At 40.2% G+C, this 11967-nt stretch carries 9 protein-coding genes and 1 riboswitch; all 9 genes read right to left on the minus strand.

The features are described from left to right. Positions 1 to 288: 288 nt before the first annotated feature. The 9 genes from metH to cysD all read right to left on the minus strand — a co-directional run bounded on the left by metH (position 289) and on the right by cysD (position 11960). Positions 289 to 3030, minus strand: a complete 2742-nt coding sequence (gene metH / locus RM529_RS06750) for a methionine synthase (protein ID WP_311483994.1) — start codon at positions 3028 to 3030, stop codon at positions 289 to 291. Positions 3031 to 3088: 58 nt separating this feature from the next. Beyond that, positions 3089 to 4132: a homocysteine S-methyltransferase family protein gene (locus RM529_RS06755; RefSeq protein WP_311483995.1), complete on the minus strand. Its 1044-nt coding sequence runs from the start codon at positions 4130 to 4132 to the stop codon at positions 3089 to 3091. 49 nt (positions 4133 to 4181) lie between these two features. Then, positions 4182 to 4293, minus strand: a riboswitch (SAM riboswitch). 151 nt (positions 4294 to 4444) lie between these two features. Beyond that, positions 4445 to 4864, minus strand: a complete 420-nt coding sequence (locus RM529_RS06760) for an OsmC family protein (RefSeq protein WP_311483996.1) — start codon at positions 4862 to 4864, stop codon at positions 4445 to 4447. Positions 4865 to 5065: 201 nt separating this feature from the next. Beyond that, positions 5066 to 6127 carry an NAD(P)/FAD-dependent oxidoreductase gene (locus RM529_RS06765; protein WP_311483997.1) on the minus strand — a complete coding sequence of 354 codons (1062 nt, stop codon included), beginning with the start codon at positions 6125 to 6127 and terminating at the stop codon, positions 5066 to 5068. After that, the gene (locus tag RM529_RS06770) at positions 6120 to 6713 is read right to left on the minus strand and encodes a precorrin-2 dehydrogenase/sirohydrochlorin ferrochelatase family protein (RefSeq protein ID WP_311483998.1); all 594 of its coding nucleotides are present in this window, start codon (positions 6711 to 6713) and stop codon (positions 6120 to 6122) included. The genes RM529_RS06765 and RM529_RS06770 overlap by 8 nt, the downstream gene beginning before the upstream one ends. Before the next feature lie 2 nt (positions 6714 to 6715). After that, positions 6716 to 7492, minus strand: coding sequence for a uroporphyrinogen-III C-methyltransferase (gene cobA, locus RM529_RS06775; RefSeq protein ID WP_311484018.1), 777 nt, complete (start codon positions 7490 to 7492; stop codon positions 6716 to 6718). Then, complete coding sequence (locus RM529_RS06780; RefSeq protein WP_311483999.1) at positions 7485 to 9578, minus strand: HEPN domain-containing protein; 2094 nt, start codon at positions 9576 to 9578, stop codon at positions 7485 to 7487. Before RM529_RS06780 ends, cobA begins: the two co-directional genes overlap by 8 nt. A gap of 177 nt (positions 9579 to 9755) precedes the next feature. Then, positions 9756 to 11000, minus strand: coding sequence for a sulfate adenylyltransferase subunit 1 (locus tag RM529_RS06785; RefSeq protein WP_311484000.1), 1245 nt, complete (start codon positions 10998 to 11000; stop codon positions 9756 to 9758). 60 nt (positions 11001 to 11060) lie between these two features. Further along, positions 11061 to 11960: a sulfate adenylyltransferase subunit CysD gene (gene cysD, locus RM529_RS06790; protein WP_311484001.1), complete on the minus strand. Its 900-nt coding sequence runs from the start codon at positions 11958 to 11960 to the stop codon at positions 11061 to 11063. Positions 11961 to 11967 lie beyond the last annotated feature (7 nt).

An 11967-nucleotide genomic window follows, 5' to 3' on the forward strand; every position in this document is an offset into this window, starting at 1 on the left:
AAAAAGGATGCCGCTGCAATCCCTAACGCATTAAATAGTTTTAATTTTTATCCCGTCATTCTAAAACTCGTTTCTAAATCTTTGAGCAGCTGAAATATTTTAGTTTGATATAATACTAATCTAAAATCTTCTGATCTTATTAGACCTACAAGGTTTTGAAAACCTTGCAGGTCTTATTGATTTTTTCCTCCAGACCTCACAGGAGTTTAAAACCTTGCGGGTCTACCCAACTTTTCTTCCAGACCTCACAGGTTTTGAAAACCTGTGAGGTCTTTCGAATGACGTTTATTAATCCGCAATATTTGGATTAAGCCATTTCCCGGCTTTTTCGAACGTAATCCCTTTTCTTTCGGCAAAATCCTTTACCTGGTCTCCTTTTATTTTCCCGAGTCCGAAATAGCGGGCTTCGGGATTCGCAAAATAGTAACCACTTACACTTGCCGCCGGCCACATCGCCAGACTTTCGGTTAATTTCACCCCTATTCTTTCTTCAACTTTCAAAAGTTCCCAGATACTCAGTTTCTCCAGGTGATCGGGACAGGCCGGGTATCCAGGTGCCGGTCTTATTCCTTTATACGTTTCTTTAATCAATTCTTCATTAGAAAGATTCTCATCTGGAGCATAGCCCCAGTCTTCAGTACGAACCTGCTTATGAAGATATTCTGCAAAAGCTTCAGCTAAACGATCGGCAAGGGCTTTAACCATAATTGAATTATAATCGTCGTGATCTTTTTCAAATTGTGCAGCCAATTCGCTGGTTCCAAAACCTGTGCTTACACAAAAGAAACCTATATAATCCTGGATCCCGGTTTCCTTTGGTGCAATAAAATCTGCAAGGGCGAAATTTGGCTTTTCCCCATGCTTCTTAAGCTGCTGCCTTAATGTGCGGAAAAGCATTGTTTTCTCTTCAGATTCTTCTTGAAATTTTACTTCAATATCATCACTATTAACCGTATTTGCTTCAAAAAGTCCGAACACTGCTTTTGCTTTCAGCAGTTTTTCATCCAGGATCCTGTTCAACATTTGCTTTGCATCTTCAAATAAAACACTTGCCTGCTCCCCCACTTTCTCATCCTTCAAGATATCCGGATACCGACCGTGCAAATCCCAGCTTCTAAAAAACGGACTCCAATCGATATATTTAACAAGTTTCCTTATGTCGAAACCGTCAATAACCTGTACGCCGGGTTTATTGGGTTTTTTAATGGATGTATCTTTCCAATCTATCATATACTTATTCCTGCGGGCCTGCGACAGGTTCAGAAAACTTTTTACTTTACCTCGCTTTTTAAAGTTTGCCCGGAATTTATCGTATTCTTCCTTAAGATCGCTTTTATATTTTTCCCGCGTGCTTTCCTTAAGTAAATCACCTACCACGGTCACAGCCCGGGAAGCATCATTTACATGCGCTACCGCAAAATTGTACTGAGGATCTATTTTTACAGCAGTATGCGCCTTAGAAGTTGTCGCACCACCAATCAACAAAGGCACCTCAAAATTTTGACGTTGCATTTCTTTGGCTAAAAAAACCATTTCATCCAATGAAGGTGTAATTAAACCACTAAGCCCAATCGCATCCACATTTTCAGTCTTAGCAGTTTCAATAATTTTTTCAGGTGGGACCATGACCCCCAGATCTATAATTTCGTAATTATTACAGCCCAAAACAACGCTTACAATATTTTTACCAATATCGTGCACATCGCCCTTTACAGTGGCCATAAGCACCTTCCCTGCCGACTGCCGCTTCTGTGATTTATCTGCCTCGATATAAGGTAAAAGATAAGCCACTGCTTTTTTCATCACCCGGGCAGATTTAACTACTTGCGGAAGAAACATTTTCCCGCTTCCAAAGAGATCACCAACCACGTTCATCCCTATCATCAGATGGCCTTCAATAACTTCTATAGGCTTATCTGCTTCCTGACGTGCTTCTTCAATATCGTCGAGAATAAAGGCGTCGATTCCCTTTACCAGGGCATGCGTAATTCGCTCCTGCAAAGGCTTTTCCCTCCAGGAGAGATCTACCTTACTCTCTCTTTTTGTCCCTACAACATTTTCTGCGAAATCCAGCATACGCTCTGTGGCATCTTCCCTTCTGTCGAGAATTACGTCTTCCACATGCTCCAGCAGGTCTTTGGGTATATTGTCGTAAACATCCAGTAGAGCGGGGTTCACGATTCCCATGTTCATTCCCGCCTTAATAGCGTGATATAAAAAAACAGAATGCATCGCTTCCCGAACAGGATCATTTCCCCGAAAGGAAAAAGAAACATTACTTACCCCTCCACTTACACTGCAATGCGGAAGGTTTTCTTTTACCCAGCGCGTTCCTTCAATAAAATCTATGGCGTTGCGTTTGTGCTCGTCCATTCCCGTTCCCACCGGGAAAATATTTAAATCGAAGATGATATCTTCAGGTGGGAATTTTACTTTATTCACCAGGATATCATAGGATCTCTTGGCAATCTCCACCCGGCGTTCATAATTATCTGCCTGACCTACTTCATCAAAAGCCATTACAATTACCGCAGCACCGTACCTTTTTATTTTTCTGGCGTGGCTAACAAATTCTTCTTCCCCTTCTTTTAAACTGATGGAATTCACCACACATTTTCCCTGCACCACCTGAAGTCCGGCCTCAATAATTTCCCATTTTGAGCTGTCTATCATAATAGGAACACGGGCAATATCCGGCTCTGCCACCACCAGGTTTAAAAATTTGACCATGGCCTCTTTCCCATCTATAAGGCCATCATCCATGTTAATGTCAATAATCTGAGCGCCACCATCTACCTGATCTCTAGCTACTTCCAGGGCTTCATCAAATTTTTCCTCTTTAATTAGTCTTAGGAATTTTTTGGATCCTGCAACATTGGTACGTTCTCCTACATTTACAAAGTTACTGTCTGGGGTTATTACTAAAGGCTCAAGGCCAGAGAGTTTTAAAGGTCTAATAGCCCCTCCCGGCCTCCCCAAAGGGAAGGAACCTTTGCTTTTTATATCTGAATTATCTGTTGATTTATTCATATTCTATTTCTTTCGTCACCCAGAATTTGTTTCCGGGCCTCATACTTTATTATTACACTTAAGGTTGAGACGCTGAATCAAATTCAGCATGACGCTCCATTTCATTCCCAGCAGGAATTTCCCGCGGCTGGTAATTTTTGACAATTTCAGCAATAGCTCTAATATGTTTTGGAGTAGTACCACAGCAACCGCCAATGATGTTCACCAGCCGCTTTTCCAGGTATTCATTTATCTGATCTGCCATTTCTTCAGCATCCTGATCGTATTCTCCAAATGCATTTGGTAATCCAGCATTGGGATAAGCTGACACTCCGGAATTTGCGTACCTGTTAAGGACTTCAAGATGCGGAGTAAGTTGTTTTGCACCTAAAGCACAATTAAACCCTATACTTAAAAGTGGAATATGGGAAACTGAAATAAGAAAAGCCTCTGCAGTTTGCCCGGAAAGGGTTCTCCCCGAAGCATCTGTTATTGTGCCGCTTACCATGATGGGCACGTCCACATTCAGCTCTTCCTTAAGCTCATCTATAGCAAACAAGGCTGCCTTTGCATTTAAAGTATCAAAGACGGTTTCTACAAGCAGGATGTCCACCCCGCCGTCTATTAATGCCTGTGCCTGCAGGCGGTAAGCTACTTTAAGCTCTTCAAATGAAATGGCTCTGTACCCGGGATCATTCACATCTGGCGACATACTTGCTGTTTTATTGGTAGGCCCAATCGCGCCGGCAACAAATCGCGGCTTTTTGGGATCTTCTACAGTAAGTTCTGTAGCAACTTTTTTAGCAATTCTCGCAGATTCATAATTCAATTCATACACCAGGTCTTCCATCTGGTAATCTGCCATAGCAATAGTAGTACCGGAGAAAGTATTGGTTTCCACAATATCTGCACCCGCGAGAAAATATTTGCGATGAATTTCGGCAATTGCCTCGGGCTGTGTTAAGGAAAGTAAATCGTTATTCCCCTGTACCGATACAGGCCAGTTCTTAAAACGCTCTCCACGGAAGTCTTCTTCAGAAAATTTATATTCCTGAAGCATGGTACCCATGGCGCCATCTAAAACCAGTATTTTTTTAGAAAGTAGATCTTCTATTTTTGACATTCGATTTATTTCAAAATATTATCAAAAAAAGAAGAAGGAAAGTGTTCTTTTGTTATCTATCCAAGCCGCTTACGGAGTGGTAGAACGTAGCACCTTCTCCCATTACAGGAGGGTTGCCAAGGCTTCAGCGGGTCTAATCCCTCAACCTTTCTTGATAACGATGTTTAAATTTATGAACTTATGCAGCAAATATAAGGCTAAGGCCTGAATTTACAAATGAATTGAACAAAAAGTTAAAAAGGAAAAGAGGGAAAAAGCTAAATAGTTATTATCTCCTTATCTCATTAACTCTTTCTCTTTTTTACTTGTAGTTTAAATCAATTTTCCGTTTAAATTAACTTCAAAAGATATTTCAGCAGCCTTTTCAAGCATTTTTGATACTGAACAATACTTCTCCATAGAGAGACTGACCGCCCTTTTTGCTTTTGCTTCCGGAATGTCTCCCTTCAGCATAAAATTAAGATGAATTTTCTTGAAAACATTAGGTATTGCTCCATCTTCTCTAAAACCCTCAACTTCAACCTGAAGATCTTCCAGTTCCAAATGCTGTTTTTTAAGGATCATCACCACATCTATACTACTACAGCCGGCAATCCCCCTTAATAACAGGTCCATAGGGCTTGAACCCTGCGGATTTTCTTCAGATTTGTTGTCTAAATGAACAATATCGCCACGTTCGTTCTTCGTTTCGAAGTGGTATGCGTCGTTAAGCCTTTTTAGATTGATTTTCATAAAACCGGAATTTTATCCAAAGTTAAAATTTCTCTGCATTCAGACCAATTTAAAGGGGCCCTAAAAATGGCAATTATCGTCCTGTTAAGTTCTTCAAGACCCTGCCGATATCTTCAGAAATTCCAGACAGTATCAAAAACAAAAACCAGTGAGATTTTAGAATCTCACTGGTTTTTAAAAATATTCGCTATAGGTTTTTAATTAACCTATACTCTGTACTACTTCTTTTTTAGCCTCTTTTTTACTTCCATCGAAGCCTTGAACGCCTCCAACGGTAGTATATTTAAGGATATATTTCTTATCCGGGAAAATTCTCGCGTAAGCACTCTGACACATGATCGCAGCTTCGTGAAAACCTGAAAGAATCAGCTTTAATTTTCCCTTATAAGTATTTACATCCCCAATTGCATATACCCCGGGAATGTTGGTTTGGTAATCGTAAGAATTATCTACTTTAATCGCATTCTTTTCGATCTCCAGCCCCCAGTCTCCAATAGGACCAAGTTTTGGTGACAGTCCGAATAGCGGAATAAAGTCATCTACTTCCCTAAACTCTTCTCCTCTGGCCGTATCTTTATGACGAATTACCACTTTTTCAAGTTGATCTTCTCCTCTTAGTCCTACAACTTCAGCATTAGTAATCATTTCGATCTTGCCAAGTTTTGCAAGTTCAGAAACGCGCTCTACACTATCCAAAGCTCCGCGGAATTCCCGTCTTCTGTGAACCAGAGCAACTTCAGCTGCAATATCTGCAAGATAAATTGCCCAGTCTAAGGCTGAATCTCCTCCACCTGCGATTACCACCTTCTTATCGCGGTAAACTTCCGGATCTTTAATAAAGTAAGAAACCCCTTTATCCTCGTAATCTGTAATGTTATCGATAGGGGGTTTTCTTGGCTCAAAAGAACCTAAACCACCGGCAATTGCCACTACAGGAGCATGGTGCTTTGTACCTTTATTGGTAGTTACAATAAAAGTCCCGTCATCCAGTTTCTCTAAAGTTTCTGCACGCTCACCAAGTGTGAATCCAGGTTCAAAAGGTTTGATCTGCTCCATAAGATTTCCTACTAAATCGCCAGCCAATATCTCTGGAAATGCAGGGATATCATAGATTGGTTTTTTTGGATAAATTTCAGAACACTGCCCGCCCGGTTGCGGCAAAGCATCTATAAGGTGCGTTTTTAACTTTAATAGCCCAGCCTCAAAAACGGTAAACAATCCGGTGGGGCCGGCTCCTATTATCAGGATATCTGTCTTAATCATTACGATCTTTTTTAACTTTTAACGATTCGGTTATAGTATTCATCTGTTCCACCTTGGCTTCAAAATCACCTTTAATGGATTTTCTGTACTCATTTAAATTCTCTACCATCTGGTTTACATTTTCCGGGATTACTTCCTCGAAAAATTCCCGCAGGCGCTTGGCAGTGGTAGGCGACTTTCCATTGGTGGAAATGGCAATTTTCACATGCCCTTTATTTACAATCCCACCCATATAAAAGTCGCAAAGATCTGGTGTATCGGCAATATTTGCAAGCAGGTAGCGCTTCTTCGCATCCCTGTGAACCCGCTTATTAAGCTTGGTGTCATTAGTTGCTGCAATAACTATGTGACGCTTTTTAAGATATTTTCTCCTATACCTTCCTTTGGTCATTTTTACGCCGAATTTTTTTGCAAGTTCTGCCGTTTCTGGCAGGAACTTTTTGGCGACAACCTCAACATTTGCATTTGGACTCGATTTTAGTAAAAAATGTAGTTTTTCCTGGCCCACATTACCACCTCCAACAACAAGGATATTAAGTTTATTGACCTTTAGGAAAACAGGATATAATTCGTTTCGTTCTTCCATTTCTATTCTTTTGAATTGTTCCCAGGAATTACCTCGAAGTTTTTAAAAATCCTCCTCACCTGATTTCTTTCCTTTACCACTTCGCCTATGACAATTATCGCAGGAGCAGTTAATCCTTTGTCAGAAACCACTTCTTCAATAGTCGAAATAGTTCCAAAACCTGACTTTTCATTTACTGTTGTCCCGTTTTGTATTACTCCTACCGGCATATTTCCTTTCCCAAAATGACTGAAAATTTCGACAATCTCAGCAAGTTTGCTCATTCCCATTAAAATCACCACAGTTGCTGTAGATTGTGCCGCCAGGCGTACATCGTCAGATAACTTTTTTTGTGTGGTGGTACCGGTTATTATCCAAAAACTTTCTGAAGTTCCCCTTTGCGTGAGCGGGATACCCACACCTGCAGGAACAGATATAGCCGAAGTAATTCCCGAAACCATTGCAGTTTCCAATCCTTTGCTTTTTGCAAAATTAATCTCCTCAGAACCTCTTCCAAAGACAAAAGGATCTCCTCCTTTAAGCCTCACAACGTTTCCACGTTCCAGAGCGTACTTTACAATTAGTTCGTTAATCTCATCCTGAGAATAACGATGTTTATCTTTGCGTTTTCCCACAAATATATGCTCTGCCTGCGGAGCATATTCCAGTAGTTCACGATTAATCAACGCATCGTACAAAATAACATTGGCCGACTCCAGCGCTTTCACGGCTTTAATGGTGATTAGTTCCGGATCTCCCGGCCCAGCTCCTACTACTGTTAATTTGGGTGCATTATGCATGTTGTACCTCCTTTGTTCTATATGCATCTACTCTCTTCAGAAATAAAGACGCATCTTCTAAATATTTCACGGCAAAAGCTTCTGAAGGCTCATGCTCATTCAACTGATAAGCAAATTCTTTAAAGGAAGTGGAAAGTTCTATTTTTCCAGTTTCCACAAAAAGCTCATCAAATTGAGAAATAATACCTGCCTGTGTATTCGTTTTTACATCATCAGCAATTAATAAAGCTTTAGCCGAATTTACAATAGAGGTGTAGGCATGGTAAATACTATCTGCCCAGTCTTTTCTATCCAGGGCACTTTTTGCATTATCAATTTTCTCCTCACTTTCAAAAAGAAGCGTTGCAATAAGATCGATTACCACACCGGCACATTCACCAACTCCCACTGCTTTAATATAAGGTTTTTCGTGACCCCAGTCAACATACTCATCTTCAGTAAAATTAGAAGTATCTGCAAGATCTTTCAGTATATCATAAAAATAGGTTTTACCCTGGCGATCATAATATTCTATAAATCTTTCTTCCGGAGTAGAATTTGCTTCATAATCATCAAGAATAATTCTGAAAGCTGCAGGTCCACGTTTACTTGGCACTTTGATTACCTTATCTGCAAAACGTCCATTCCCATCTCCCAAAGTTCCACCTCCAAGTAGAATCTGAAGTGCAGGTGCAACCGTCTTACCAATTTTAATAGACATTCCCTGGAAGCCAATTTCTGCCATGTTATGCTGGCCACAGGCATTCATACATCCGCTAATCTTGATGGTAATATCCCTTCCGTTTATAAACTGCGGATATTCCTCCTTCAACACATCTTCCAGCACATCTGCAATTCCTGTACTACTCGCGATTCCCAGGTTACAGGTATCTGTTCCCGGACATGCCGTAATATCTACTGTTCTATCGTAACCGATTTCAGCATATCCCAATTTCTTTAGTTCTGAATAAAAAAACGGAAGAAACTCTTCCCGTACGTGACGTACCAGGATATCCTGTCTTAGTGTAAGACGAATCTCATTTCCAGCATATTTTTTAACCAAATCTGCCAGTTTTCTTGCTCCACCGGTATAAAAATCCCCTAATGCAACACGAATGCCCACAGCAAATAATCCTTCCTGTTTCTGCGGAAGTACATTTGTACTTTTCCAGACTTCAAAATCTTTCTGATCTTCAATTTCTACTGAAGGTACTTCCACATCCTGTAAAGGCGGTGCTGCTTCGAATTTTTCAATTTGAATAGCCGGTTCTTTTTTAGAAAGCGCAGTGGTTTGCTCGTCCACCAGCTCCATAAAAGCATCTTTTCCCAAATCTTTTACAAGATATTTCATCCTTGCCTTCATCCTTTTTGCACGTTCTCCATAACGGTCAAAAACCCTCAATACTCCTTCTGTAAGTGAAATAATCTTATCTGCCTCAATAAATTCATAAAGCACATCTGCATGTCTTGGCTGCGAACCCAGACCACCACCAAGCATCACTTTAAATCCGCGTTTTCCATCCTTCATTTTAGCAATAAATCCTAAATCATGCAGGTAACTTAATGCAGTGTCCTCTTCTGAAGAAGAAAAAGACATTTTAAATTTTCTTCCCATTTCCTGGCAGATAGGATTCCGTAAAAAGAACTGAAAAGTCGCGTGGGCATAAGGAGAAACATCAAAAGGTTCCTTAGAGTCTATCCCCGCAGTTGGGGACGCAGTAACATTTCTTACTGTATTCCCGCAGGCTTCACGCAAAGTGATATCATCTTTCTCCAATTGAGCCCAAAGTTCTGGCGTACGATCTAGGCTCACATAATGAATCTGTATATCCTGCCGGGTAGTAATATGCAATCTTCCTTTAGAATATTCATCAGATACATCTGCAATTCTATGTAATTGTTCAGAAGTCACTTTTCCAAACGGAAGTTTTATACGAACCATTTGCACGCCTGCCTGCCTCTGGCCGTAAACACCACGGGCAAGACGCAGACTCCTGAATTTTTCTTCATCTGCTTTTCCTTCACGGAACAACCTGATTCTTTTCTCTAAATCTATAATGTCGTTCTCAACAACAGGATTCTCGATTTCGGTTCTAAAACTTTGCATAATAATGAAATTTTAATGGATCACCTTATAAACAGGTGCTTAATAAAAAAGGTTCTTCTTAGTTTTTACACTTAAAAGAACCTTTTATAATTTATTTTATAAAACGGACTTCTAAGTGTTTGCTGTACAACGCATGCACATACATATAGAGGACGATGTTTTGTTTGATTTCATGATTTACTTGATAAATCCAACTCCAGAAGTTGTATTGGTTTGTGTATCTACAAGTATAAAACGGCCGTTAGCTTTATTTTTCTCGAAATTATCTGCAAAAATCGGTTTACTTAATTTAATGGAAACCTGCCCGATTTCGTTTAAATTGAGTGATGAAGCTTCGCTGATCCCACCAAAATCTGTGGAAACCTGACCTTCAATTTTGTCAATTTTCGCCAATATTCCGTTAGTATTATGCTGAAGCACATATTTACTTCCCGGCACAAGGGGCTTCCCGTCCATCCAGCAAATAGTAGCATTTAGTTGTTTTGACTCTTGTGGAACTTCTGAAGATTTTACCAGGGTATTCCCTCGCGCCACATTAATATCATCTGTCAACGTAATAGTCACAGAACTTCCTGCCGGTGCTTCTTGAAATTTCTCATCAAAAAAGAATATTTCCTTTATAGTTGAAGTTGTTAGAGATGGAAGTACGGTTACCTCATCCCCTACTTTGAGGCTGTTCCCTGTAATTTTTCCTGCATAGCCTCTAAAGTCATGATGCTCATCGGTCTTAGGGCGGATTACAGTTTGTACAGCAAATCGTGCCTGCGAAGTTTCCTGAAAATCTTCGGCTTTAATATCTTCCAGGTGCTCCAGTACCGTATCACCGTTGTACCATGGCATTGCCGTAGATTTTTCGGCTATATTCTCTCCCCAAAGTGCGCTAACCGGAATAAAAGTCAAATTTTGTTCTTTAAAATCACTCTCTTCCTGAAGTTTCCTAAAATCAGCAACAATATCATTAAAAACTTCTTCAGAATAATTGACGAGGTCCATTTTGTTAATGGCCACCACTACTTCTTTTACACGAAGCAGGTTATTAATAAAAAAGTGACGGTAAGTCTGCTCGATCACTCCTTTTCTGGCATCTATCAAAATAATGGACGCCTGGGAGGTTGAAGCTCCAGTCACCATATTTCTTGTGTATTCTACGTGGCCGGGAGTATCAGCGATAATGTAACTCTTCTTTTTAGTAGAAAAATAGATATGAGCCACATCTATAGTAATTCCCTGTTCGCGCTCTGCTACCAAACCATCTGTAGCCAAAGAGAAATCCAGGTAATCAAGTCCTTTTTTACGACTGCTTTTATCTATTGCCTCAATTTTATCTGAGGTAAGAGACTGCGTATCGTAAAGTAACCTCCCAATAAGGGTACTTTTACCATCGTCTACGCTACCCGCTGTTGCTATCTTTAAAACTTCCATTATTTCTAAAATCGTTTAATTCTGTTCTTTGCTTGAGATAAATTTCTTCGGAATTGGTTTCTAAAAGTAACCTTGTTGCTTCCTGGTTTCCATTGCAGCTTCAGAACGTTTATCATCTATTCTTGCGCCACGTTCAGAAATAGAAGACTCCCTTATTTCCTGAATTATTTTCTGAATAGTATCAGCTTTGGATTCTACAGCCGCTGTACAGGTAATATCCCCCACAGTCCTAAACCTTACACTGCGCTTTTCGGTAACCTCATCGTCTTCTTTATACACATATTCTGAAGCAGTCCAGATAAGACCGTCCCTTTCAAAGATTTCACGCTCATGCGCAAAATATATTGACGGAATCTCAATATTTTCCTGATCGATATAATTCCACACATCAAGTTCTGTCCAGTTAGAAATTGGAAAAACCCTTACATTCTGTCCAATTTCAATCCTTCCGTTCAACATATCAAATACCTCAGGACGCTGATTCTTTTCGTCCCATTCCCCAAAATCATTTCTTACAGAAAAGATTCTTTCTTTCGCCCTGGCTTTTTCTTCATCCCTTCTGGCACCACCAATACAGGCATCAAACTTGAATTCTTCTATAGCATCCAGCAGGGTATTTGTTTGCAACCCGTTACGGCTCGAATACTTTCCTTTCTCCTCTATGGACTTTCCATTATCTATATCATCCTGTACGTGACGCACGATAAGCTGAAGCCCCAGTTCTTTTACCAGCCTGTCCCGAAATTCTATAGTTTCAGGGAAATTGTGACCGGTGTCTATGTGCATTAACGGAAAAGGAATCTTTGCAGGATGAAACGCCTTTTGAGCCAGCCGAACCAAAGTGATGGAATCTTTCCCGCCAGAAAAGAGCAACACCGGATTCTCGAACTGAGCCACTACTTCCCTAAAGATGTATACAGCTTCGCTTTCTAAGGTATTTTGATTTAATATCGAGTTCATTTATATA

Source organism: Autumnicola edwardsiae (assembly GCF_031846505.1).
GTDB lineage: Bacteria > Bacteroidota > Bacteroidia > Flavobacteriales > Flavobacteriaceae > Autumnicola > Autumnicola edwardsiae.

Bases quoted from the DNA above. Each gene is read 5' to 3' on its own strand.
- RM529_RS06770 (WP_311483998.1), bottom strand. From the start codon at position 6,713: ATGGAAGAACGAAACGAATTATATCCTGTTTTCCTAAAGGTCAATAAA.
- RM529_RS06785 (WP_311484000.1), bottom strand. From the start codon at position 11,000: ATGGAAGTTTTAAAGATAGCAACAGCGGGTAGCGTAGACGATGGTAAA.
- RM529_RS06780 (WP_311483999.1), bottom strand. From the start codon at position 9,578: ATGCAAAGTTTTAGAACCGAAATCGAGAATCCTGTTGTTGAGAACGAC.
- RM529_RS06760 (WP_311483996.1), bottom strand. From the start codon at position 4,864: ATGAAAATCAATCTAAAAAGGCTTAACGACGCATACCACTTCGAAACG.
- metH (WP_311483994.1), bottom strand. From the start codon at position 3,030: ATGAATAAATCAACAGATAATTCAGATATAAAAAGCAAAGGTTCCTTC.
- RM529_RS06765 (WP_311483997.1), bottom strand. From the start codon at position 6,127: ATGATTAAGACAGATATCCTGATAATAGGAGCCGGCCCCACCGGATTG.
- cysD (WP_311484001.1), bottom strand. From the start codon at position 11,960: ATGAACTCGATATTAAATCAAAATACCTTAGAAAGCGAAGCTGTATAC.
- RM529_RS06755 (WP_311483995.1), bottom strand. From the start codon at position 4,132: ATGTCAAAAATAGAAGATCTACTTTCTAAAAAAATACTGGTTTTAGAT.
- cobA (WP_311484018.1), bottom strand. From the start codon at position 7,492: ATGCATAATGCACCCAAATTAACAGTAGTAGGAGCTGGGCCGGGAGAT.